Origin of the sequence: Vibrio satsumensis, assembly GCF_050337435.1 — a bacterium.
Classification (GTDB): Bacteria; Pseudomonadota; Gammaproteobacteria; order Enterobacterales; family Vibrionaceae; genus Vibrio; species Vibrio satsumensis.
Genome location: NZ_JAKJSX010000007.1, coordinates 162,939 through 188,276, shown reverse-complemented (window position 1 = coordinate 188,276; position 25,338 = coordinate 162,939). Strand labels below are relative to the sequence as shown.

23 protein-coding genes are annotated in these 25,338 nt (G+C 44.5%); 8 read left to right on the top strand and 15 right to left on the bottom strand.

What is annotated here, in order from left to right; all coding sequences use genetic code 11:
* Positions 1-237: 237 nt before the first annotated feature.
* Positions 238-1,128, bottom strand: a complete 891-nt coding sequence (gene znuA / locus L4C44_RS10140; protein WP_428804972.1) for a zinc ABC transporter substrate-binding protein ZnuA — start codon at positions 1,126-1,128, stop codon at positions 238-240.
* Positions 1,129-1,211: 83 nt separating this feature from the next.
* On the opposite strand from znuA, the gene znuC reads away from it, so the two are divergent.
* Together znuC and znuB are read left to right on the top strand one after the other, a co-directional pair.
* On the top strand, positions 1,212-1,991 hold the full coding sequence (znuC, locus tag L4C44_RS10135; protein ID WP_146490004.1) for a zinc ABC transporter ATP-binding protein ZnuC: 780 nt from the start codon (positions 1,212-1,214) through the stop codon (positions 1,989-1,991).
* On the top strand, positions 1,991-2,776 hold the full coding sequence (znuB, locus tag L4C44_RS10130; RefSeq protein ID WP_327783598.1) for a zinc ABC transporter permease subunit ZnuB: 786 nt from the start codon (positions 1,991-1,993) through the stop codon (positions 2,774-2,776). The genes znuC and znuB overlap by 1 nt, the downstream gene beginning before the upstream one ends.
* A 104-nt stretch (positions 2,777-2,880) precedes the next feature.
* Here znuB and sucD read toward each other — a convergent pair whose 3' ends face one another.
* The 8 genes from sucD to sdhC form a co-directional block, all read right to left on the bottom strand.
* Entirely contained in the window at positions 2,881-3,753 is an 873-nt protein-coding gene (sucD, locus tag L4C44_RS10125; protein WP_004734209.1) for a succinate--CoA ligase subunit alpha, read from the bottom strand.
* Complete coding sequence (gene sucC, locus L4C44_RS10120; RefSeq protein ID WP_010436793.1) at positions 3,753-4,919, bottom strand: ADP-forming succinate--CoA ligase subunit beta; 1,167 nt, start codon at positions 4,917-4,919, stop codon at positions 3,753-3,755. Before sucC ends, sucD begins: the two co-directional genes overlap by 1 nt.
* 206 nt (positions 4,920-5,125) lie before the next feature.
* Positions 5,126-6,334, bottom strand: a complete 1,209-nt coding sequence (gene odhB, locus L4C44_RS10115) for a 2-oxoglutarate dehydrogenase complex dihydrolipoyllysine-residue succinyltransferase (RefSeq protein ID WP_009847318.1) — start codon at positions 6,332-6,334, stop codon at positions 5,126-5,128.
* A gap of 21 nt (positions 6,335-6,355) precedes the next feature.
* Positions 6,356-9,172: a 2-oxoglutarate dehydrogenase E1 component gene (gene sucA, locus L4C44_RS10110; protein WP_017630648.1), complete on the bottom strand. Its 2,817-nt coding sequence runs from the start codon at positions 9,170-9,172 to the stop codon at positions 6,356-6,358.
* 97 nt (positions 9,173-9,269) lie between these two features.
* Complete coding sequence (locus tag L4C44_RS10105) at positions 9,270-9,983, bottom strand: succinate dehydrogenase iron-sulfur subunit (protein ID WP_010436773.1); 714 nt, start codon at positions 9,981-9,983, stop codon at positions 9,270-9,272.
* A gap of 12 nt (positions 9,984-9,995) precedes the next feature.
* Entirely contained in the window at positions 9,996-11,762 is a 1,767-nt protein-coding gene (gene sdhA, locus L4C44_RS10100) for a succinate dehydrogenase flavoprotein subunit (RefSeq protein ID WP_019820485.1), read from the bottom strand.
* A complete protein-coding gene (gene sdhD, locus L4C44_RS10095; protein WP_010436768.1) occupies positions 11,763-12,110 on the bottom strand; it encodes a succinate dehydrogenase, hydrophobic membrane anchor protein in 348 nt (115 codons plus the stop codon). It abuts the gene before it with no gap.
* Entirely contained in the window at positions 12,104-12,496 is a 393-nt protein-coding gene (sdhC, locus tag L4C44_RS10090) for a succinate dehydrogenase cytochrome b556 subunit (protein WP_019820486.1), read from the bottom strand. Before sdhC ends, sdhD begins: the two co-directional genes overlap by 7 nt.
* A gap of 416 nt (positions 12,497-12,912) precedes the next feature.
* Between sdhC and L4C44_RS10085 the strand changes: the two genes are divergently transcribed.
* Complete coding sequence (locus L4C44_RS10085; protein ID WP_017630646.1) at positions 12,913-14,202, top strand: citrate synthase; 1,290 nt, start codon at positions 12,913-12,915, stop codon at positions 14,200-14,202.
* Between the two features lie 328 nt (positions 14,203-14,530).
* On the opposite strand, the gene L4C44_RS10080 is transcribed toward L4C44_RS10085, so the two are convergent.
* A complete protein-coding gene (locus L4C44_RS10080; protein WP_428804971.1) occupies positions 14,531-15,289 on the bottom strand; it encodes a Nif3-like dinuclear metal center hexameric protein in 759 nt (252 codons plus the stop codon).
* A 114-nt stretch (positions 15,290-15,403) separates the two neighbouring features.
* On the opposite strand from L4C44_RS10080, the gene L4C44_RS10075 reads away from it, so the two are divergent.
* Positions 15,404-16,162 (top strand): DUF1853 family protein, encoded by a 759-nt coding sequence (locus tag L4C44_RS10075; protein ID WP_428804970.1) that lies wholly within the window; start codon positions 15,404-15,406, stop codon positions 16,160-16,162.
* Between the two features lie 156 nt (positions 16,163-16,318).
* Here L4C44_RS10075 and pgm read toward each other — a convergent pair whose 3' ends face one another.
* On the bottom strand, positions 16,319-17,965 hold the full coding sequence (pgm, locus tag L4C44_RS10070; protein ID WP_428804969.1) for a phosphoglucomutase (alpha-D-glucose-1,6-bisphosphate-dependent): 1,647 nt from the start codon (positions 17,963-17,965) through the stop codon (positions 16,319-16,321).
* Positions 17,966-18,057: 92 nt separating this feature from the next.
* Complete coding sequence (gene seqA, locus L4C44_RS10065; protein WP_017061953.1) at positions 18,058-18,597, bottom strand: replication initiation negative regulator SeqA; 540 nt, start codon at positions 18,595-18,597, stop codon at positions 18,058-18,060.
* Positions 18,598-18,690: 93 nt separating this feature from the next.
* Between seqA and L4C44_RS10060 the strand changes: the two genes are divergently transcribed.
* From L4C44_RS10060 to fldA, 3 genes are all read left to right on the top strand, one after another.
* Entirely contained in the window at positions 18,691-19,452 is a 762-nt protein-coding gene (locus tag L4C44_RS10060; RefSeq protein WP_146490398.1) for an alpha/beta fold hydrolase, read from the top strand.
* A gap of 107 nt (positions 19,453-19,559) precedes the next feature.
* Complete coding sequence (locus L4C44_RS10055; RefSeq protein ID WP_009847328.1) at positions 19,560-19,778, top strand: DUF2788 domain-containing protein; 219 nt, start codon at positions 19,560-19,562, stop codon at positions 19,776-19,778.
* 58 nt (positions 19,779-19,836) lie between these two features.
* Positions 19,837-20,370, top strand: a complete 534-nt coding sequence (gene fldA / locus L4C44_RS10050; RefSeq protein ID WP_010436745.1) for a flavodoxin FldA — start codon at positions 19,837-19,839, stop codon at positions 20,368-20,370.
* Positions 20,371-20,466: 96 nt separating this feature from the next.
* Here the strand turns inward: fldA and L4C44_RS10045 are convergent, their stop codons facing one another.
* Positions 20,467-20,973, bottom strand: coding sequence for a DUF4442 domain-containing protein (locus L4C44_RS10045; RefSeq protein WP_060982212.1), 507 nt, complete (start codon positions 20,971-20,973; stop codon positions 20,467-20,469).
* Between the two features lie 207 nt (positions 20,974-21,180).
* Here L4C44_RS10045 and fcrX point away from each other — a divergent pair, with 207 nt between their 5' ends.
* Positions 21,181-21,630, top strand: a complete 450-nt coding sequence (gene fcrX, locus L4C44_RS10040) for a ferric iron uptake transcriptional regulator FcrX (RefSeq protein WP_048606469.1) — start codon at positions 21,181-21,183, stop codon at positions 21,628-21,630.
* 150 nt (positions 21,631-21,780) lie between these two features.
* Here the strand turns inward: fcrX and glnS are convergent, their stop codons facing one another.
* Complete coding sequence (glnS, locus tag L4C44_RS10035; RefSeq protein ID WP_146490378.1) at positions 21,781-23,448, bottom strand: glutamine--tRNA ligase; 1,668 nt, start codon at positions 23,446-23,448, stop codon at positions 21,781-21,783.
* A gap of 302 nt (positions 23,449-23,750) precedes the next feature.
* Entirely contained in the window at positions 23,751-25,310 is a 1,560-nt protein-coding gene (gene nagE, locus L4C44_RS10030; protein ID WP_048612171.1) for an N-acetylglucosamine-specific PTS transporter subunit IIBC, read from the bottom strand.
* Between the last annotated feature and the right edge of the window lie 28 nt (positions 25,311-25,338).

Sequence of the window (25,338 nt, the reverse complement as noted above, 5' to 3'; positions counted from 1 at the left end):
TGAACAGCAACAACGAATGAAGTTTTGGTAGTCACAACATTTTATCATTGCTCAACCATAAACTGAGTTTTTTTGTGCTTATTATTATCTTTCCATTTTAGCGGAAATTAACCAAGGAGAAAGAAGGTTTGCCATTTGTTGAAAGGTTTTATCTTAGCGGTCACGAAAATGCCGCAAAAAGCGGCACTATTCATACAATATCGAGAGCAAAGTGCAGTAAAAGATACTTTCTACGAATTACTTTGCGTTTAAGCAGCTTGTGTAACTATCGGTAAGTTGCTGAAGAAAATCGAAATAACTTCCGGTCTTCACTTCAACATCAGAACCAACAGGGTCTAGCTGACCTTGCTTAGCGTTGCTTCCACGAGTCACAGATTCAATCACTGCAGGCGTAAACTGAGGCTCAGAAAACACACACTGAACATTTTCTTGTACGATCGTTTTCTTAATCGCAATCAGGCTTTTTGCTCCCGGTTTACGGTCTGGACTTACTGTGAAATGACCCAAATTATTCAGACCAAATTCTTCTTCGTAATAACCATATGCATCATGGAAAACGTAGTAACCTTTGTCTTTTATTGGCGCCAGTTGTTCGCGAATAGACTGCTTCTTCTCATCCAATGCAATCAAGAATGAATCTAGGTTCTCTTGATAAGCCATTGCGTTGCCTGGGTCAGTTTCAATTAACTTATCTGAAATGTATTTCGCAGCAACTTCGACCTGATCGATACCCAACCAAAAATGTGGATCGTGGCTGCCATGGTGGTGACCTTCATGCGCGTCATGGTCATGCTCTTCGTGTCCATAAGCGCGTAAGTTGATACCCGGAATAGAGCTGATCTCAATAACATTTTCACTCGAGCTCACGACCTTAGTTAAAAAGGCTTCTAAGTCGGGGCCAAACCAAACGACCATATCTGCACTATGAACTTTTTTGACATCTGATGGTTTGAGCGCATAATCGTGCGGCGAAGCATTACTGTTCATCAACACATCCGGTTCACTAACACCTTGCGTTAGCTCTGTCACAATCATTTGAATTGGTTTGAAACTTGTTAGAATAGTATTAGCACTTGCAACACTTGGCGCTAAAAGCAAAGTAGCAAGTATAAAAGATGAACGTGACATAATTCCTCGATAATAGAAAAGTAGCTTAGGCTTGAGGTAAATGTTACATTATAACATTAGCGAATTGCAAATGAGTTCTATTCATGGATAACTTAATCCAACTAGATTCTGTGAGCGTCGAATTTGACGGTCGAAAAGTTCTAGACAACATCTCTCTAAATTTAGAGCGCGGCAGGATCACCACCCTGATTGGGCCAAACGGTGCAGGAAAGTCGACATTAGTAAAAGTAGTACTGGGTTTACAAACCAAATTTTCAGGCACAATAACAAAAGCTAAAAAACTGAAAATTGGCTATGTTCCACAAAAATTAAAGCTCAACGATTCACTACCGCTCAATGTAGATCGTTTTCTAAAGCTCACTGGCAAGTTCAGTCAGCAAGAGATCCTTGAAGCATTGAAGCTCGTGGGTGCTGAACATCTGCAAAAGAGCAACATGCACCAGCTGTCTGGTGGTGAAAACCAACGCGTACTGATTGCCCGTTCATTACTAAGAAGACCAGACCTACTGGTTCTTGATGAACCGGCTCAAGGCGTTGACGTGCAAGGGCAAATAGACCTTTATGATCTCATTGACACCATTCGTCACCGCTTTGGTTGTGCGGTGTTTATGGTTTCACATGATCTGCATCTGGTGATGGCCAAAACAGACGATGTTATCTGTTTGCATCATCATATCTGTTGCTCAGGTGCACCTGCAGACATCAAACATCATCCCTCGTATATTGCGCTCTTCGGTACCGCGACTCAAGAGACACTAGCGTTTTATCACCACCAACATGAACATCACCATCATGATCTTGCAGGCCAACCAGTAAAAGGTGGTGCTCATGAGTGTTCAAATCATAAACACGGACATCACTAATGCTTGAGTTTCTTCTTCCCTCTATTTTAGCTGGCTTGGGCATTGCTCTTATCGCGGGGCCATTGGGCTCTTTTGTAGTTTGGCGCAAGATGGCCTACTTTGGCGATACGCTTGCTCATGCCTCTTTGATGGGCTTAGCGCTTGGCTTTCTGTTTAACATCAACTTGTATTTCGCACTGCTGATTTGTTGTTTGATGCTGGCCGTGTTACTCGTGACATTGCAAAAACAAAAGCTAGTCGCGACCGATACCCTACTCGGTATTTTGGCACACAGTGCACTGTCTTTGGGTCTTGTAGCCGTTAGCTTCTTGGACAATGTTCGTGTCGACCTAATGAGCTATTTATTTGGCGACTTACTTGCAGTATCACCGACTGATTTGGTATTCATCTATGCGGGTGCGGCTGTGATTGGATTAGTGCTTGCTATCTTTTGGCGACCGCTACTTTCAACGACGGTTAATGAAGATCTAGCAGCGGTTGACGGCATCAACATTGATTTAATGCGTCTGATTTTGATGCTGCTTGTCGGTATCGTGATTGCTGTCGGTATGAAATTTGTGGGTGCGTTAATCATGACATCGCTACTGATTATTCCTGCAGCAACGGCAAGGAAGTTCTCGAGCACACCTGAGCAGATGGCCTTCCTTGCATCAGTTATTGGCTCTATTGCAGTATTCGGTGGATTAAGCTTATCTTGGTTCTATGACACACCTGCTGGCCCTTCTGTGGTTATCAGTGCCGCTGCGATGTTTATGCTATCTCAAATGGTGAAGACCCGAGCGTAATCATACGATTCGTATCTCAAGAACATAAAAAAGGCTTGGTCACTGACCAAGCCTTTTTTATACCATTCAGTTAACTTCTATCTCAATCGATAAAAGCCAGCTGATTACCAACCCGTGATTTCACGTAGGCCTTTGCCGATGTCAGCAAGAGACTTAACAGTCTTAACGCCTGCTGCTTCTAGTGCTGCGAATTTATCTTCAGCAGTACCTTTACCACCAGAGATGATTGCGCCTGCGTGGCCCATACGTTTACCCGGAGGAGCAGTAACACCAGCGATGTAAGATACAACTGGCTTAGTTACGTTTGCTTTGATGAACTCAGCCGCTTCTTCTTCCGCAGTACCACCGATTTCACCAATCATTACGATTGCTTCAGTTTCTGGGTCTTCTTGGAAAAGTTTTAGGATATCAATGAAGTTTGAACCTGGGATTGGGTCACCACCGATACCAACACATGTAGACTGACCAAAGCCTTCATCTGTTGTTTGCTTAACTGCTTCGTATGTCAGAGTACCTGAGCGAGATACGATACCGACTTTACCCTTCTTGTGGATATGACCAGGCATGATACCAATCTTACACTCGTCTGGAGTGATAAGACCTGGACAGTTAGGACCGATCATGCGAACGCCAGTTTCTTCTAGCTTCACTTTAACGTCGATCATATCTGTTGTAGGGATACCTTCCGTGATCGTTACGATCAGTTCGATACCTGCATCAATCGCTTCTAGGATTGCATCTTTACAGAAAGGAGCTGGTACGTAGATAACGGTTGCTGTTGCGCCAGTTACTTCTACTGCTTCACGTACTGTGTTGAAAACTGGAAGGCCTAGGTGAGTCTGACCACCTTTACCAGGTGAAACACCACCAACCATTTGCGTACCGTATGCGATCGCTTGGTCTGAGTGGAATGTACCTTGACCGCCAGTGAAACCCTGACAGATTACTTTAGTGTCTTTGTTAATTAATACAGACATTATTTTGCCTCCGCAGCAGCAACAACTTTCTGAGCAGCATCTGTTAGAGATTCAGCTGCAATGATATCAACATCAGAATTAGCAAGTACTTCGCGACCTAGATCTGCGTTGGTACCTTCTAGACGAACAACTACAGGAACTGTTACGCCAACTTCTTTAACTGCACCGATAATACCTTCAGCGATCATGTCACAACGAACGATGCCACCGAAGATGTTTACTAGTACTGCTTTAACATTGTCATCAGAAAGGATGATCTTGAATGCTTCAGCTACACGTTCTTTCGTCGCGCCGCCGCCTACATCAAGGAAGTTTGCTGGCTTGCCGCCGTGTAGGTTTACGATATCCATCGTACCCATCGCAAGGCCTGCACCGTTAACCATACAGCCAACGTTGCCATCTAGTGCTACGTAGTTCAGTTCCCACTGTGCTGCGTGTGCTTCGCGCTCATCTTCTTGAGATGGATCGTGCATTTCACGTAGTTTAGGCTGACGGTACATCGCGTTTGAGTCGATGTTGATCTTGCCGTCTAGACAAAGTAGGTTGCCTTCGCCAGTAATTACAAGCGGGTTGATTTCTAGTAGAGCTAGGTCGTACTGAGAGAACATTTGGCCAAGACCCATGAAGATCTTAACGAACTGTTTAATTTGATCGCCAACTAGACCAAGTTTGAAAGCAAGTTCACGGCCTTGGTAAGCTTGAGGGCCCACTAGAGGATCGATCGCTGATTGGTGAATCAACTCTGGAGTTTCTTCAGCGATTTTCTCAATGTCCACACCGCCTTCAGTCGACGCCATGAATACAATTTTGCGCGTTGCACGGTCAACAACAGCACCTAGATAAAGTTCGTTAGCGATGTTCGATGCTTCTTCAACTAGGATCTTTGTTACAGGCTGACCATTAGCGTCTGTTTGGTAAGTCACTAGGTTTTTACCTAGCCACTTTTGTGCAAACTCTTTAACGCCTTCTTTCGTGTCATGTAGCTCTACGCCGCCCGCTTTACCGCGGCCACCAGCGTGTACTTGACACTTAACGACTTTCTTGGCTGTACTGATACGACCTGCAGCTTCGAAAGCTTCTTGTGCAGTATCACATGCGAAACCTTCTGGTACAGGCAAACCGAATTCTGCAAACAGCTGTTTGGCTTGGTATTCATGCAAATTCATTTTGATATTCCGTTTATTTTCCCTTAAGGGATTATTATTTCCATAACGACACAGTTTCCTGTGTTACGTCTGTAGGGTCTTCTCAAATAAACTGCTGTCCATTTTCTAATGGCTTTACAGTTCAAGTGAAGGCCAGACGTTGAGCAGCCTAGCCTTTGAAACTTTTTACGTCTAGCTAACTGGGCTAACTAGACGTTTTAGCGATACTAAACGTCTAATAGCAGACGTGCAGGATCTTCTAGTAGCTCTTTGATGGTCACTAGGAAGCCAACTGATTCACGGCCATCGATTAGACGGTGGTCGTAAGAAAGCGCTAGGTACATCATTGGTAGAATCTCTACCTTGCCGTCAACAGCCATTGGACGATCTTGGATTTTGTGCATACCCAGGATTGCCGCTTGAGGCGGGTTGATGATTGGCGTAGACATTAGAGAACCAAATACACCACCGTTTGTGATAGTGAAGTTACCGCCCATCAGCTCATCAACAGTTAGCTTGCCGTCACGGCCTTTGATTGCTAGCTCTTTGATGCCTTTTTCGATGTCAGCGAAACCTAGTGTGTCACAGTCTTTCAGTACTGGAGTTACTAGACCACGTGGCGTTGATACTGCCATGCTGATGTCGAAGTAGTTGTGGTAAACGATATCTGTACCGTCAATAGAAGCGTTCACTTCTGGGAAACGTTTTAGCGCTTCTGTTACTGCTTTCACATAGAAAGACATGAAGCCCAGACGCGTGTCGTGACGCTTCTCGAATTGGTCTTTGTACTGCTTACGAAGGTCCATGATTGGCTTCATGTTCACTTCGTTGAAAGTCGTCAGCATTGCTGTGCTGTTCTTCGCTTCTAGAAGACGGTTAGCCACTGTCTTACGTAGGCGAGTCATAGGTACGCGTTTTTGGCTACGAGCTGCTGCTGGCGCTTCAACTGCTGGTGCAGATGCTGCTGCCGGAGCCGCTTTCGCTGCTGCTAGGTGTGCGTCGATGTCTTCACGAGTAATACGACCACCAACACCAGTGCCTTTAACGTCAGCTGGTTGTAGGTTGTGCTCTGCAAGCAGGCGACGAACCGCAGGACTTAGTGCGTCGTTGCTCTCTTCGGTAAGAGCCGCTTTGTGGCGCTTATCAGGAGAAGCTTCTGTATCTTCAGTTGTATCTTTCGTTGGTTCACCAGCGACAGCACCCGGCTTGATTTTAGCCAGAAGCTGTTTAGAAAGTACCGTAGCACCCTCTTCTTCAATGATAGCTTCCAGAACACCCGCTTCAGGAGCCGGTACTTCTAGAACTACTTTATCTGTTTCGATATCTACAATGACTTCATCACGTGCAACCGCTTCGCCCGGTTTTTTGTGCCAAGTAGCAACTGTTGCATCAGCCACAGATTCAGGTAAATCTGGAACCAGAATTTCAATTGTCATGTGCGTGTTTTCCTTTTACTTCTAGTTCTTAAGTAGGGTCAAAGCGTCGTCAACTAACGCTTTTTGTTGTTTCAAGTGTACCGACATATAGCCAACAGCTGGTGATGCTGATGCAGGACGACCTGCGTATTGAATATCAGCACCCACTGGGATAGCAGCTCGGAAATTATGTTGGCTACTGTACCAAGCACCTTGGTTTTGAGGCTCTTCTTGACACCAAACGTAATCGACTACATTCGTGTACTGTGCAATTGCAGCTCTCACGTCCTCGTAAGGGAACGGGTAAAGTTGCTCAATACGCACAATAGCGACATCGTCTTGCTCGTTCTTACGTCTTTGGTCAAGTAGGTCAAAGTAAACCTTACCTGAACAGAACACGACGCGTTTTACGTTCTCAGGAGCCAGATCATCAATTTCTGCGATAGCTGGTTGGAACGTACCTTCTGCCAAATCTTCCAGAGAAGAAGTACACAGAGGGTGACGAAGCAATGACTTAGGTGACATTACAATCAGAGGACGACGCATTGGTCGAACAACCTGACGACGAATCATGTGGTAAACCTGAGCCGGTGTTGAAGGAACAACAACCTGCATGTTTTGTTCAGCACATAACTGAAGGTAACGCTCAAGACGTGCAGAAGAGTGCTCTGGGCCTTGACCTTCATAACCGTGAGGAAGAAGCATAGTTAGACCACATAGACGTGCCCACTTTTGCTCACCTGACGAAATAAATTGGTCGATAACAACTTGTGCACCGTTTGCGAAGTCACCAAATTGTGCTTCCCAAAGGGTTAGACCGCTTGGCTCTGCTGTTGCGTAACCATACTCAAATGCCAGTACCGCTTCTTCAGACAATACCGAGTCAAACACTTGGAATGGCCCTTGCTTGTCATGAATGTTCGCAAGAGGAACATACGTGCTTGCATCTGATTGGTTGTGCAGTACTGAGTGACGGTGGAAGAACGTACCACGGCCAGAATCTTGGCCAGAGATACGAATACGCTTACCGTCATCAACCAGTGTTGCGTAAGCCAGAGTTTCAGCCATACCCCAATCGACTTGTTTCTCGCCATTCACCATGGCAGTACGATCGTTGTACAGTTTATTGACTCGGCTTTGCAGCTTATGGCTGTCTGGATATTGGCAAAGTTTGGTACCAAGCTCTTTCAGGCGCTCGATATCAATCTTGTTGTCCCATTCGATGTTCCAGTCGTGACCTAAGTAAGGAGACCAGTCCACAGAGTGAAGAGCCATTGGGCGCCACTCTTTAACCACAACTTCACCGTGATCAAGTGCATCGCGATATTCGTTAACTAGCTGAGTTGCTGTATCAATACCAAACTCACCGCGCTCCATTAGCACGTCAGCGTAAAGCTTACGTGGTGTTGGGTGCTTCTTGATTTTTTGGTACATCAAAGGCTGTGTTGCATTCGGCTCATCGGCTTCGTTGTGACCGTGGCGACGGTAACAAACCAAATCAATAACAACATCACGCTTAAACGTATTACGGTAATCCAATGCAAGACGCGCAACGAACGCAACCGCTTCTGGATCATCTGAGTTAACGTGGAAAATCGGAGCCTGAACCATCTTCGCGATATCAGTACAGTACATCGTAGAACGAGTATCGCGTGGGTTAGATGTTGTAAAACCAACTTGGTTGTTTACAACGATACGAACCGTACCACCGACACAGAAACCACGCGCTTGAGACATGTTAAACGTCTCTTGTACTACACCTTGGCCAGCAATAGCTGAGTCACCGTGGATAGTAATTGGAAGTACACGGCTGCCGTCACTATCACCAAGGCGATCTTGACGTGCACGTACTGAACCGATAACTACCGGGTTTACGATTTCTAAGTGAGATGGGTTAAAGGCTAGTGCTAAGTGAACGTTGCCGCCTGGCGTTGCGAAGTCCGCAGAGAAGCCTTGGTGGTATTTCACATCACCAGTACCCCACGTGTCATCGTGCTTGCCCGCAAATTCGTCAAATAGGTCTTGTGGTTTTTTACCAAGCACGTTGACCAACATGTTTAGACGACCACGGTGAGCCATACCAACAACAACTTCACGCATGCCTTGTCCACCAGCATGACGAATAATTTCTTTCGTCATTGGGATAAGCGCATCACCACCTTCCAACGAGAAGCGTTTCGCGCCTGGGAATTTCGCACCAAGATAGCGCTCAAGACCTTCAGCTGCAGTTAGCTCTTCTAGGAAAGCTTGCTTTTCTTCTTTGTTGAAAGAGGGTTGACCAGATACAGACTCTAAACGTTGTTGAATCCAACGTTTTTGCTCTGTATTTGTCATGTGCATGTATTCAGCACCAATAGAACCACAATAAGTCTGCTTTAGAGATTTGTATAAATCTTTAAGCACCATCGTCTCTTGGCCAATCGCGTAAGAGCCGACGTTAAACGTCTCATTGAGGTCATCTTCGGTAAGAGTGTGGAAAGAAGGATCCAGCTCTTCAACTGTATCTCTTTTCCATAAACCTAGGGGGTCTAGATTTGCTGATTGATGCCCTCGGAATCGATAAGCATTAATTAGTTGCAGAACCTTTACTTGTTTCGCATCGACATCTGGATCACTAACTTGGACACTGTAATGCTTTGTTTCTTGAGCGAGTCGACGGAAGTATTCACGAACACGAGAGTGTGGTTGTTCCACTGTCTCTGAAGCTTGCACAGGCAGTTCTTCAAAAACACTTCTCCATTCGTCACTTACCGAATCTGGGTCACTTAGATACAGTTCATAGAGTTCTTCTACGTACGTTGCATTGGCGCCAGCCAAGTGTGAAGACTCGAGCCATGCCTTCATCACGCCGTTGTGCATATTTTCCCTTAACCAGTAGTTTTCACGTTTGCTGCGGTCTATGCCGAGCTATTAAAAGGCCGCCCCAAAACTTCTAGGGCGGCAATTTTTATATAACTTAAACCGAACGATTCACCAACATGGTCTTGATGTGACCAATAGCTTTCGTCGGATTTAATCCCTTAGGACAAACACTTACACAATTCATGATGCCATGGCAACGAAAAACGCTAAATGCATCATCAAGATCGGACAAACGTTCGTCTGTCGCTGTATCTCGGCTATCAATTAGCCAACGGTACGCTGCAAGTAGGCCTGCTGGTCCGATGAATTTGTCAGGGTTCCACCAGAACGATGGGCAAGATGTAGTACAACATGCACACATGATACATTCGTACAATCCATCTAAGTGCGCGCGTTCATCAGGGCTTTGTAAGTTTTCACGTGCCGGTGGTACATTGCCATCAGACACTAAGAATGGCTTCACTTTCTCGTAGTTATCGTAGAACTGAGTCATGTCTACAATCAGGTCACGAACAACAGGTAGACCAGGCAGCGGACGAATCACAATCTTGTCTTGGCCAGAAAGCGCAGACAACGGAGTGATACACGCCAGACCATTTTTACCATTCATGTTCAAACCATCCGAACCACATACACCTTCACGGCATGAGCGACGGAATGAGATAGTTGGATCTTGCTCTTTCAACAGAATCAGCGCGTCCAAAAGCATCATGTCTGAACCTTCATCCACCTCTAGGGTGTATTCCTTCATATAAGGCTTCTGGTCGACATCTGGGTTGTAACGGTATAAAGAGAAATTCAGTTTCATGGTCATATCTCCTTAGTACGTACGTGCTTTTGGTGGGAACGCTTCACGATGGATAGGCTCCATGTTTACACCACGCTTAGTCATGCTCTCTGACTCTGGGTTGTAAAGTGAGTGGCATAGCCATTGCTCATCATCACGGTCAGGGAAATCGAATCGAGCGTGTGCGCCACGGCTCTCTGTACGGAAGTTTGCAGCAACAGCCGTTGCGAATGCCGTTTCCATCAAGTTTTCAAGCTCTAGACACTCGATACGTTGAGTGTTGAACTCTGTAGACTTATCAGATAGGTGTGCATTCTTCAGACGCTCGCGAATCGCTTTAAGCTCTTCTAGGCCTTCAGCCATTGCTTTGCCTTCACGGAATACTGAGAAGTTATTCTGCATACATTGTTGAAGATCTTTACGGATTTGCGCTGGATCTTCACCGTCAGTACTGTTTTCCCAACGGTTGTAACGCTCTAGAGAACGCTCGATGTCTGCTTCAGTTGCTGGTTTCGCTTCGTCTTGCTTCTTCAGAGTCTCACCTAGGTGTAGACCTGTTGCACGACCAAATACCACCAAATCAAGTAGTGAGTTACCACCTAGACGGTTGGCACCGTGTACTGATACTGATGCGATTTCGCCACAAGCAAATAGACCTTGGATTTCAACATCGGTGCCATCTTCAGTTTGCTTAATAGCTTGACCAGAAACTTGTGTTGGAACACCACCCATCATGTAGTGACATGTTGGGATTACTGGGATTGGCTCTTTTACTGGATCAACGTGAGCAAAGGTACGAGACAGTTCACATACACCAGGAAGACGAGATTCAAGTGTCTCTTTACCTAGGTGATCAAGCTTCAGCTTGATGTGTGGACCCCAAGGGCCATCGCAACCGCGACCTTCACGGATTTCAACCATCATTGAACGTGCAACAACATCACGACCCGCTAAGTCTTTAGCATTTGGTGCGTAACGTTCCATGAAGCGTTCGCCGTCTTTATTGAGAAGGTAACCACCTTCACCACGACAACCTTCCGTTACCAATACACCTGCGCCAGCGATACCCGTTGGGTGGAACTGCCACATTTCGATGTCTTGCATTGGAACGCCAGCACGAATCGCCATACCAACACCGTCACCAGTGTTAATGTGTGCGTTAGTTGTCGAAGCGTAGATACGACCAGCACCACCAGTAGCAAGGATTGTTGCCTTCGCTTTGAAGTAGCAAACTTCGCCAGTTTCCATACAAAGCGCGGTTGTACCTAAGATTGCACCATCTTCGTTCTTCACAAGATCCAGTGCATACCATTCAGAGAAAACCGTCGTTTTGTGTTTAATGTTTTGTTGGTAAAGCGTATGAAGCAGTGCGTGACCAGTACGGTCAGCTGCAGCTGCGGTGCGAGCCGCTTGCTCACCACCAAAGTTTTTAGATTGACCACCGAAAGGACGCTGGTAAATAGTACCGTTCTCAAAACGAGAGAAAGGTAGGCCCATTTTTTCAAGTTCGATTACCGACTCAGGACCGTTTTTACACATGTATTCGATAGCGTCTTGGTCGCCGATGTAATCAGAACCTTTTACTGTGTCATACATATGTTGTTCCCAATGGTCTTCATGCGCGTTACCAAGAGCAACAGTGATGCCGCCTTGCGCTGAAACCGTATGAGAACGAGTAGGGAAAACTTTAGAAAGCAATGCACAAGAAAGGCCTTGCTCAGAAATTTGCAGTGCGGCACGCATACCTGCACCACCAGCGCCGATAACTACGGCATCAAACTCACGAACAGGAATAGTCACTTACGCACCCCACAAAATAAACAGACCAGAGAAGAAATATCCAAGAAGAACTGCAACAACACCGACTTGAAGACCAACACGCAGTTTTGCGCATTTGATGTAGTCAGTTAGTACTTGCCATAGGCCGATCCACGCGTGAACCAAAACAGAAGTAAGCGCTAACATGGTGAAGACTTTAGTGAAGGTTCCACCAAAGAATTGCGTCCAAGATGCGTAAGAGATATCACCAGAGAAAGCACAGAAGCTAACTAGGTAAATAGTGTAAAGCGTCATAATGATGGCAGTTGCACGAATCAGTAGATAATCATGAACACCATTACGACCAAAAGTAGAAACGTTGTTTACCATACTAAGATCCCCGCTAGTAGAGACAATACCGCTGTTGCTGCGAATGCAACCTTAGCGCTCTTAGCGCCAGATTCCAGCTCTTCAAAGTGACCTAAGTCCATAAGAAGGTGACGAATACCACCAGCAATGTGGTAAGCCAAAGCGGTTAAAATGCCCCACAGAATAAACTTCACGAAGAAACCATCGACAATGTCGCTAGCTTCCATAAAGCCTACTGGGGATGAGAGGGAAATGGATAGTAACCAAAGCAAAATTCCAATCGCGACAAAAGTTATCACCCCAGACACACGGTGTAGGATGGAAGCTATTGCTGTGATTGGAAAGTGGATGGTCTGTAAATCTAAATTAACAGGTCTTGTCTTTCTTTCTTTCACGGGCTTGCTCACTCAGCTCCATTGAGCATTATGGTCATTAAATAACCTTATGATATTGTTATGGACAAAATTTGATCGCAAACCTTCAAAATTTAACATTAACTTAACAAATAACCGAAGTTGAGCCTTAGATAATTGTAAAATAATTGTTAACTGCCAGATTAAGAAAGACACCTCACATTTCTTCTTAGCCTTGCATTTATAAGGTTTTAACCAAACTTTTCAGCGCCACTATACGGCTGGCAACATTCTAATACAATTGATGTAACAAATAATGCTACACAGACCAGATTTTTAACGAATTTAATGTAAAAAACACTAACAAGTGCACACAAAGCTGTAGAAAAATTGACTTTCCCACGTAAGACCAGTAAAAAAATGGCACATAAACATCCTGGACGGATTAATAATAAACAAAGGAGATTGTTATGGCGGATAAGAAAGCTACCCTTCACATTGAAGGTCAAGCGCCAATCGAGCTGCCGATTACGGAAGGTGTACTTGGTACTCCAGTGATCGATGTTCGTACACTAGGTTCTAATGGTTTTTTCACTTTTGACCCTGGTTTTCTTGCCACTGCATCTTGTGAGTCTCAAATCACTTTTATTGACGGTGGAAAAGGTATTCTTCTACACCGTGGTTATCCAATTGACCAACTTGCCAATAACGCTGATTACTTAGAGGTATGTTACATACTTCTTTACGGTGAAGCCCCATCTCGAGCTGAATACGAAAAGTTCAAGACTACCGTGACACGTCACACTATGGTGCATGAGCAGATTGCTAGTTTCTTCCACGGCTTCCGTCGTGATGCTCACCCTATGGCTGTAATGTGTGGTGTTGTAGGCGCTCTAGCAGCGTTCTACCACGACTCACTTGATATCAACAACGATACACACCGTGAAATTGCGGCTTACCGCCTGATTTCAAAAATGCCGACACTGGCAGCAATGTGTTACAAATATTCAATCGGTCAGCCGTTTATCTACCCACGTAATGACCTAGGCTACGCTGAAAACTTCTTACACATGATGTTTGCAAACCCATGTGAAGAGTACGAAGTGAACCCTATCGTTGCTCGTGCAATGGATAAAATCTTTACTCTACACGCTGATCACGAACAAAACGCTTCAACGTCTACAGTTCGTCTTGCTGGTTCATCTGGTGCTAACCCGTTTGCGTGTATCGCAGCAGGCATCGCGTCACTTTGGGGCCCAGCTCACGGTGGTGCAAACGAAGCATGTCTACGTATGCTTGAAGAGATCGGTAGCGTAGATAACATCGAAGAGTATGTTGCAAAAGCGAAAGACAAAGATGACCCATTCCGTTTGATGGGCTTCGGTCACCGCGTTTACAAGAACTACGATCCACGTGCAACAGTAATGCGCGAAGCGTGTCACGAAGTACTTAAAGAGCTAAACATCCAAGATCCACTACTTGACGTAGCAATGGAACTTGAGCGTATCGCCCTATCTGATGAATACTTTGTGTCTAAGAAGCTATATCCGAACGTAGATTTCTACTCAGGTATCATTCTGAAAGCTATCGGCATTCCTGTATCAATGTTCACAGTAATCTTCGCGATGTCTCGTACTATCGGTTGGATTGCACACTGGAACGAAATGCACAGCGACCCAACGAACCGTATCGGTCGTCCTCGTCAGCTATACACTGGTGAAGAGCAACGTGACTTTAAAGCACTTCACGAACGTGAATAGTTGCGATTAAAGTACAATTGTTAAAAAGGGTTGATGCGAAAGCATCAACCCTTTTTTTTATACGAGATATTTTTAAGCTCTATAACGGCCTTCCAACGTTACTCTCAAAGAGATTTCCTACTCCTTCCTTCGTCAGTCTAGAAAATGACGGAATCGGATATAATCCTTTAACGGTCTGACTGGCGCATCACATCGACGGATACAAATTTATAGTTGCTCGTCATCCCCAAGAGCGAGGGACGAACAAGTTGGGGATCTCACGAAGCGTATAGAAAAGCTTACGAGGTTCTCCAAAGGCATGAGAGATACACTCGACTCGTATCTGTTCTTACACTGGATTATCGATATCAATAAACTCAACATCCAAGCCATGCTCTTTCGCTAACCATTCGCCTAGCGCTTTTACACCGTATCGCTCAGTCGCGTGGTGGCCAGCAGCAAAATAATGAATGTCTTGCTCGCGTGCTGAGTAAGTTGTACGTTCTGAAATCTCACCAGAGATAAATGCATCAATACCTTGAGAAGCAGCTAGCTCAATGTAGTCTTGGCCACCACCAGTACACCAACCGACAGTCGTAATCGTTTTGTTTTGGTTTTCTGGAGCGATATGCAGTGGTTTGCGATTCAGAGCTTGGTCAATTTTTACGGCAAACTCTTCACCTGTCATTGGTGTTTTTAGTTTGCCAAACATAGCAACCGATTGTGGGTGCCCTTCCAAACCGCCTTCGACTTCAATCTCAAGTAACTCGGCCAGTTTCGCGTTATTACCAAGCTCAGGGTGGATATCAAGAGGAAGGTGGTAACCTAACAGATTGATATCGTTTTTGATCAATGTGCGAATACGCTTACCTTTCATCCCGCGAATGGCTTCTGGCTCACCTTTCCAAAAGAACCCATGATGAACTAACAAAGCATCAGCCTTTCGCTCGACTGCTTTATTAATCAAAGCCTGAGAAGCCGTCACGCCAGTAATGATGCGTTTTACTTCAGCATTGCCTTCAACTTGAAGACCGTTTGGACAGTAATCTTTAATCTGCTGTGGCTGCAGTTTTTCGTTAAGTAGCTTTTCTAATTGTAAGTTATTCATTTTTATTTCCAGCTTACCTTTATAATAACGTCGTTATATCAATTTACGGGTAGAATGTCGAAAGCCCTGCCCTCTGTTTATTAAGAACAGATGACTAAAGTTTACGAGGAACCGATGACTGAACTGCAACGTTTTTACCAATGGATGATTGGCTCACCGCCGCTACTGGAAATTAAGCCACCCATTTCTGATCTCGGGGTATTCTCTAGCCACCATTCCATCGACTCATCACATACTTATGATGGTAATCCTAGATTAGGTTTCCTCTATCAACATCTATGCGAACAAGTGATCACTGCCTCACCGAATTACTCGATTAAGCACGATGAGATTCAGATCAATGTGGAAGGCAGAACTCTCGGTGCAATCGACTTTATTCTTGAAGAAGGGAGCAACCAAAAGCTGGAACATTGGGAAGTGGCGATTAAGTTTTACCTGCTCCACGAACAGACATGGTTTGGACCCAACTCTCACGACCAATTGGATAAGAAACTCGACAGAATGCTCAGCCACCAGTTGGCAATGTCCTCTTCTGCAGCGTTTATTGAGCAATATCCAGAGATCAATGTCGACTCAAAGCACTTACTTATGCAAGGTCGTCTATACACCAACCCATTCTTAGATCAAAAAGTACCTACTGAATGTTTGGGTTACGACATTAACCCAAGCCAAGTAAACGGTTTTTGGTGCTATCAAGACCAAGCTCATCTAATCACTGAAGCGCTCTACCCTCTCACCAAAGAACAATGGGCGGCCGGGACGGATGATTTCAACAGTCAGCCTATCACCGAGTTTGGTGATCGCTTCGTCCATGGGCAAACCAAGCCCGGGCAATTCTGGTTTGTGATGCCACAAAGTTGGCCACACGGCTAATCCATTCAACCATTGAGTTGACTTAGTCTTAGCCACTTACTTACTTACTTACTTACTTACTTACTTACTTACTTACTTACAGACAAATAAAAAGGGCTGATGCTTTCACATCAACCCTTCTACTATTTGCTTGATAACGCTATGAATCGTATTGGATTATAGGCCAGCGGCTGCAAATACTTGGTTAACAATCTCTTGAGCTTCTGCTTCAATTGCTTTTAGGTGCTCTTCACCTTTAAAGCTTTCACAGTAGATCTTGTAGATGTCTTCCGTGCCTGATGGACGAGCTGCAAACCAACCGTTTTCAGTTGTCACTTTCAGGCCACCAATCGCAGCACCGTTACCTGGAGCGTGTGTTAAGCGTGCAGTAATTGCATCACCAGCCAGTGTCTCAGCAGAAACCATCTCTGGAGATAGCTTTTTAAGCACGTCTTTTTGTGCGCCATTTGCTACCGCTTGAATACGGTTGTACTTAGATTCACCGTGTTTAGCAGCAAGCTCTTCGTAGTATTCTTGTGGGTTCTTACCAGTTACAGCTGTGATCTCAGCCGCAAGTAGGCAAAGAATTAGGCCATCTTTGTCTGTTGACCAAGGCGTTCCGTCTTTACGTAAGAAAGATGCACCTGCACTCTCTTCACCACCGAAACCAAACTGACCGTTGTATAGACCGTCAACGAACCATTTGAATCCAACTGGTACTTCACAAAGTTCGCGACCAAGGTCTGCAACTACTCGGTCGATTAATGCGCTTGATACTAGTGTCTTACCAACTGCTACGTCTTTGCCCCAACCTTCACGGTTACGATATAGGTAATCAATACAAACCGCTAAGAAGTGATTTGGATTCATCAAGCCTTTAGGTGTCACGATACCGTGACGATCGTAATCTGGGTCGTTACCAAACGCTAGTGCGTACTCATCTTTAAGCGCAAGCAAGCCCGCCATTGCGTATGGTGAAGAACAGTCCATACGAACCACACCATCTTTATCTAGAGACATAAATTGGAATGAAGGGTCAACCGCTTCACTTACCAGAGTAAGATCTAGATTGTACGCTTTGCCAATTTGACGCCAGTAATCAATACCGCTGCCACCCAGTGGATCAACACCAATTTTGATGTTTGCTTTCTGGATCGCTTCCATATCCACGACGTTAATCAAATCAGCGACGTATGGCGCAACTAAGTCGACTTCTTTTACTAGATCAGACTGTTTAGCTTGTGCGATAGGAGTACGCTTAACACCTTGCATTTGCTCAGCAATAATCACGTTCGCACGGTCTTCAATCGCTTGAGTAAGTTCAGCTTCAGCCGGGCCACCGTGCGTCGGGTTGTATTTGATACCGCCGTCTTGAGGTGGGTTATGCGAAGGCGTGATAACAATGCCGTCGGCTTTTTTGTCATTCACTAGGTTGTGAGTAAGAATCGCGTGCGAGATACCAGGTGTTGGAGTAAAGCCATTGTTTTCTTGAATAATAACTTCAACACCGTTCGCTACAAGCACTTCGATAACCGTAGAGAACGCAGGCTCAGACAGAGCGTGAGTATCTTTACCTAAGAAAAGAGGGCCAGTTGTACCTTGTTCGGCACGAACCTCAGCAACCGCTTGTGCAATCGCTAGAATGTGGTTTTCGTTAAATGTTGATTTGTCTGCTGTACCGCGGTGACCTGAAGTACCGAAAAGTACTTTGTGATCTGGGTTAGTAGCATCCGGTTGCTGTAAGAAATAGTTCGCAACTAAAGCCGGGATATTATGAAGATCTTCCTGCTGAGCTTTCTGCCCAGCACGAGGGTGCATAGCCATTTTTCGACATCCTTATATATAAAATTTAAAAACAAAAAAACCTCATAATATCTTCTTATCCATGGATATTATGAGGTTTAAATCAGATTTCGTTAAATTGAACCTGTTACTTTTTCTATCAATTCTGCTTGGAAATTCATGCGGCTCATAAGCTGCTCAACCATCTGTCTTTTTCGGCTTGTATTGTTATTAGTAATAACCCAAAAAGGACTTTGTGGAATAGCTTTAGGCTTCGTCGTGTTGCCGTTTGCTAGCAACGTAGCTTCATTGTCTGCAAAGTAAACGCGCTTACGGCCTTTTACTTGAGTTGCTTCTGAAAAGCTTAAAGGGTCGATTTTATGCAGTGTTGATAACACAAGCATGAAGCGATCAATGGCTTTCTTTAGTGATGCAAACTCATCTGATATTAGTAGTGAGCGCATTTCTTTAACGCCATCGAACTTCTCTGGAGTAAAGCCTACCTCTTTGCTAACAACGATACCTTTAGGCTCGACGATCTCTTCGATCGGAGCCATGCCTTGGCTATCAACCTGTAACAAGCGGCGCAGAATATCTGAAGCGCTTTCGCCAATACGTTCTGTCTGACCCGCAATAAAACGGTATAGGTCCTCATCAACCTCAATTGTTTTCATTCGCTTTTCACAATCTCAATGTTTAAACTCTGGGGGATTATAGCGAGATCCGCGCGGATACTCTACGTCAAACCCACCATGAATAAGATAAAAATGTCAGTACAGCTCAACTATAAAATTGAAGGTGAGGGTCACACCATTGTTTTGATCCATGGATTATTCGGTAATCTGGACAACCTTGGCTTGCTCGCTAGGGATCTAAAAGCCGATCATAAAGTGCTTAGTATCGATCTACGCAACCACGGTCAATCCTTCCATTGCGACTCTCATAATTATCAAGCAATGGCACAAGATGTAGCTCAACTGCTGAATGATCTTGATTTAGAAGATGTCACCGTGATTGGTCACTCTATGGGTGGCAAAGTGGCGATGGCACTAACACAACACCTTGCGTTGCAAAAATTGATTGTCTTGGATATGGCACCGGTCGCGTACACTCAAAGTCGACACGACAACGTATTCGCCGGTCTACAAGCCGTGATTGAAGAAAAGCCAACCTCACGCACAGATGCGCTAAAGATCCTCGCAAGACACATCGAGATTGATGGCGTTCGCCAGTTCTTAACGAAATCTTTGTTCAAATCAGAACAAGGCATCATGGAATGGCGTTTCAACGTTGCCTCGCTATTCAACAACTACCCACAAATTATTGGTTGGGAACCGATTGATAAAACCTCGGTCAAAACCTTGCTAATAAAGGGTGGTGACTCAGATTACCTCACAGCTGAGCATCAAACGGCCGTTCAGCAGCAATTTTCTAACGCAAAGGCACATGTCATTGCCAATACGGGTCACTGGCTGCATGCTGAAAAACCAGCAGAAGTGCTTAGAGCAATTAGAAAATTCATCGCTTAGCTACTCTTTTCGTGCAGATAAATGAGAGCTGTGTAATTACTGCAGATTAACTTTATCTCACAACAGTGATATAGTGCGCCCAAGCAAAATTGGTATATAAGGTTCCCATGCTTTACGACTACATGAACATCATCGAATCTGTTGGTTTAGATCTCCTGTTTGCCGCGATTTTCTTTTTAATCGGTATGGCAATTAAGGACGTTCTCAAGCAGGGAAATGTTCCTGCATTTGGTCGTCGCATTGTGTGGTTAGTACTTTTCCTTGGCTGTGCGGGTTTTATCGCCAAAGGGATAATCCAACTAAGCTGGGAAGGAACTGGGATCTAACGACTCTCTTCCGAACTTTATTACACCGACAACAGACAAAATGAAAGGTAATGATTCTATGGCAAGTGTAGGTCTCTTCTTTGGTAGCGATACAGGTAACACTGAAGCTGTTGCTAAGATGATTCAAAAGCAATTGAGCAAACAGCTCGTTCACGTTCAAGACATTGCAAAAAGCAGCAAAGAAGATATCGATAACTTCGATCTACTGCTGCTTGGTATCCCTACGTGGTACTACGGCGAAGCACAATGTGATTGGGATGACTTTTTCCCAGAGCTAGAAGCTATTGATTTCTCAACTAAACTTGTTGCAATCTTTGGTTGTGGCGATCAAGAAGATTACGCAGAATACTTCTGTGATGCTATGGGTACTATCCGTGACATCGTTGAAGCGAAAGGCGGTACTATCCTAGGTCACACATCAACTGAAGGCTACGAATTCGAAGCATCAAAAGGTTTAGTTGAAGGCGATGACAGCCAATTTGTTGGTCTATGTATCGACGAAGACCGTCAACCTGAGCTAACTGATGAGCGCGTATCTAATTGGGTTAAACAAATCCATGAAGAAATGTGCCTAGCAGAGCTAGAAGACTAATTCTCTGCTGGTTGTTAATTGTTACAATTAATAACCATTATATAAATATGAAAAAACCTCCTTATCGGAGGTTTTTTGCTATTTAAAATCTATTCATTAACACTCAGCTTCTAATGCTTCGTCATCATCTCTAAATTGCGGCTTCTTTCTTACATAGAGGGTACGCTGAATTTCTGAAACCACATTCCCCTGCTTATCTTTCACGTGGATAATAAACTCAGGGAAACACTTTTCACCAAGCTGCGTCTGACGATAAATATCATCAAGTTGCCCCTGGCTTATCTCAAAATCTGCATACAAGTCGGATTGGCCCGGCTTGATAAAGTTAATACTCGCCTCTTTATCCCAAACATAATACCGCTCCCCTAAAATTCCCATTAACATCAAAGAGTAAACGGGATCAGTAAGAGAGAAGATACTACCGCCATATTGAGTACGATTGGCGTTCTTATTCCACCAACGTAGCTTAAGTACCGTCTTAACAACCCTAAAGTCAGCGCTAATGTGGGCTATTCGAATTCCCGAGCCCCAAAAAGGAGGCCAGATATTGAGAGCAAATTTTACAATGTTGGGTTTATATATTTTTGCGAGTTGCTTATTCATAACAACATTCCATGTTCATATCAGAAACACCGTCACCTTGACTGGTCGTACCTCCACTATAAGTGAGATACTTCCAATTTACAAAACAGATTGTGATGTCAGTAAGTAACCCTTTGAAGTTCGTGGTTTATTGTTATGTCTGACTAAACTATAATGGTATTAATATTGAATTCTGTTAATTGCTGCAGATCATCAACAGGAAAGTATATGTCAGACAATAATCAAGCGCTAAAAGATGCAGGTCTTAAAGTGACCCTTCCACGGCTCAAAATTTTAGAAGTATTACAACAGCCAGACTGCCAACATATTAGTGCTGAAGATTTATATAAGAAGCTGATTGACCTAGGTGAAGAAATCGGTCTTGCAACCGTTTATCGAGTACTTAACCAATTCGACGACGCTGGCATTGTAACTCGCCACCACTTCGAAGGCGGCAAGTCTGTATTTGAACTTTCTACACAGCACCACCACGACCACCTTGTGTGTTTAGACTGTGGTGAAGTGATCGAATTCTCTGATGACATCATCGAAGAAAGACAAAAAGAGATTGCTCAGCGTTACAATGTGCAACTGACAAACCACAGTTTATACTTATACGGCAAAAGCATTAGCGGAGATTGCAAAGGCAATCCAGACGCACATAAAGCGAAGAAGTAATATAGAACGCTGGCTTAGGCCAGCGTTTTTTATATAGGGCTGAAAGTCCGCTAGATTATTCTTTAGATCCACGCATTATTCAGACACAAAAAAACCGGCTCTAAGCCGGTTTTTTATTGGATCGCTTTTAACAAACTAAGTACTCAAGCATTAAGCTTCAGTTTTACCCCAAGTGTCACGTAGACCAACCGTTCGGTTGAAGACTAATGCACCTGCTTTAGAGTCTTTCGAATCCACACAGAAGTAACCTGTACGTTCAAACTGGTACGCTTGCTCTGCAACACCTTCAGCTAAGCTAGGTTCAACAAAACCGTTTAGCGTAACAAGTGATTCAGGGTTTAGCGTTGCAGCGAAGTCATCAGCAGCGGCTGGGTTTGCCACTGTGAATAGACGATCGTACAAACGAATCTCAGCAGGCAGCGCTTTATCAGCAGATACCCAGTGGATAACACCTTTCACTTTGCGGCCATCTGCAGGGTTCTTACCCAGTGTTTCGTTATCGTAAGAACAGAAGATAGTGGTAATGTTGCCTTCTGCATCTTTTTCGATACGCTCAGCTTTGATCACGTAAGCGCCACGTAAACGAACTTCTTTACCTAGAACCAAACGCTTGTACTTCTTGTTTGCTTCTTCACGGAAGTCATCACGTTCAATCCAAACTTCACGTGTAAATGGTACTTCACGAGTGCCCATTTCTGGCTTGTTTGGGTGGTTTGCAACAGTTAGCGTTTCTACTGCATCGGCTTCGTAGTTTTCAATAACGATCTTAACTGGATCCAGAACAGCCATTGCACGAGGTGCATTTTCGTTCAGATCATCACGGATGCAAGATTCAAGTGAACCGAATTCAATCATGTTCTCTTGCTTAGTCACGCCAATACGCTTACAGAATTCACGAATCGAACTTGAAGTAAAACCACGACGACGCAGGCCAGAAATAGTAGGCATACGTGGGTCATCCCAACCTTGAACGAGATTTTCAACCACAAGTTGGTTCAGCTTACGCTTAGACATCACTGTGTATTCAAGATTCAGGCGGCTAAACTCGTACTGACGAGGTTGGCAATCAATCGTGATGTTATCTAGAACCCAATCGTACAAACGACGGTTATCTTGGAATTCAAGCGTACAGATAGAGTGCGTAATACCTTCCAGCGCATCAGAGATACAGTGAGTAAAGTCGTACATTGGGTAAATGCACCACTTGTCAGCAGTTTGATGGTGGTGAGCAAAACGAACACGATAGATAACAGGATCGCGCATAACCATGAATGAAGAACTCATGTCGATCTTAGCACGTAGACACGCTTTACCTTCTTCAAAGCCACCGTCACGCATTTTTTCAAATAGCGCTAGGTTTTCTTCAGGGCTACGATCACGGTATGGGCTCGCTTTACCTGGCTCTTTTAGCGTGCCACGGTACTCACGGATTTGATCAGGACTTAGCTCGTCAACATACGCTAAGCCTTTATTAATTAATTCCACAGCATAAGCGTAAAGCGTATCGAAGTAGTTTGATGAGTAACAAATATCACCAGACCATTCGAAGCCTAACCAGCTTACATCATTCTTAATTGACTCAACGTATTCAACGTCTTCTTTTTCAGGGTTTGTATCATCGAAACGAAGATTACATTGTCCCTGGTAGTCCTGAGCAATACCAAAGTTCAAGCAAATAGATTTAGCGTGACCAATATGCAGGTAGCCATTTGGTTCCGGCGGGAAACGAGTATGCACGCTACTGTGTGTACCATCCGCTAAATCTTTATCAATAATTTGGCGAATGAAATTCGATGGACGAGCCTCAGCTTCACTCATCTATAGCACCTCTATGTATTTAGTATTGTCAGAGAAAGTTACCTTTCATCTCAAAGAAACGGTCGGTTAGAGCACCGGTCAAAGATAGAAAGATCATTGTTGCTAATCATCCACAATTCTTTGCCTTTGCACAATAAGAACCGTCCCTTAATTGCGATTATTTCTGCTATTCGATGAAGAATAGAACGAACCGCGTTCGTTACTCTTAGATCGTAGGCACAAAAAAGCCTCCCATGTGGGAGGCTTTCAATTTGACACTTACTTGAGAGTATTAATTACAGCTCAGTTAAGTACTTCCCTGACTATGGAAGTTTTACATCAGATAGGTCTTCACCTGCACCGATAGCTTTCATTTCGCCAGCTACGATTTCAGCTAGTGGGCCTAGGATAACCTGTAGGTTGTTTTCACCTAGTTTTACCACACCTTTAGCACCTAGTTTCTTAAGAACAACTTCATCAGCAACAGAGCGGTCTTTAAGAGTTAGACGTAGACGAGTGATACAAGCGTCGATTGAAGTTAGGTTGTCGTGACCACCTAGAGCTTTCAGGTATTGACGTGCAAGGTCGCCCTTTGGTGCGTCGCCAGCAGGAGCTGCAACAGCTTCGTCATCATCTTCACGACCTGGCGATTTTAAGTTGAAAGCGCGGATTGCGAAAGAGAAAGTGAAGAAGTATAGAGCACCGAAGCCAAGACCGATTAGTAGTAGTACGAATGGTTTAGTTGCTAGACCCCAGTTCAATACGAAGTCGATAAGACCAGCAGAGAAACCGAAACCGTGCAGAGTACCAAACATGTTAGCAACTACTAGAGACAGACCTGTAAATACGGCGTGCATTGCGTATAGAGCAGGAGCTAGGAATACGAACATGAATTCTAGCGGCTCTGTGATACCTGTTAGGAATGAACAGAATGCAACTGAGAATAGTGCGCCACCAACTTGGCTACGTTTTTCAGCAGGAGCAGCTAGGTACATTGCAAGTGCAGCACCTGGTAGACCGAACATCATTACAGGGAAGAAACCGTTCATGAATACGCCAGCGCCTTTATCGCCGCCGAAGAAACGGTGTAGGTCACCAGATTTAACAGTTTCAGTCACTTCTTTAACTACAGTAGTGATTTCTGGAGTTACAGAGTTAGCGAATGTGAATGTGTGCTCTTGGCCAACAACTAGAGTTTTAGCCAGTGCTGGGTCAACACAAAGTTGAGTGATATTAGCGAATGCGCCTTGACCAGCAACGATGATTTCTTGACATGTACCCATACCGAACCAGAAGTATGAGTTCAATACATGGTGTAGACCTACAGGGATAAGTGCACGGTTAAGAGTACCGTAAACGAATTGGCCGATAGCGCCAGACGTTGATACCGCGTGAGCAAGTGCGTCTAGACCAGATTGAACACCAGGCCAAACCACACCAGACACAGCACCTGCAACAAGTGCAAATAGACCGGCCATGATAGGTACTAAACGTTTACCAGCGAAGAAAGCCAGCCACTCTGGAAGGCGTGTCGCGTGGAAAGCGTTGTAAGAGTGACCTGCGATGATACCAGCGAAGATACCGCCGAAGAATGACATGTTAACGTCTGCGTTAATTGTCGTTGCTGTCGCTGTTAGTACGAAGTAAGCAACTGCACCAGCAAGACCTGCTGCGCCGTTACCGTCTTTAGAAAGACCAATCGCGATACCTAGACCAAATAGCAATGGTAGGTTACCGAAGATAGCACCACCAGCTTGCGCCATGAATGGAATATCAAGTAGATCGCCTTGACCTAAACGTAAAAGAAGCGCCGCAATCGGAAGCGTTGCGATTGGTAGCATTAACGCCTTACCAAGCTTCTGTGCATATCCTAGAATATTCACCAGTTGTTTCCCCCTATAGGATTTTTTA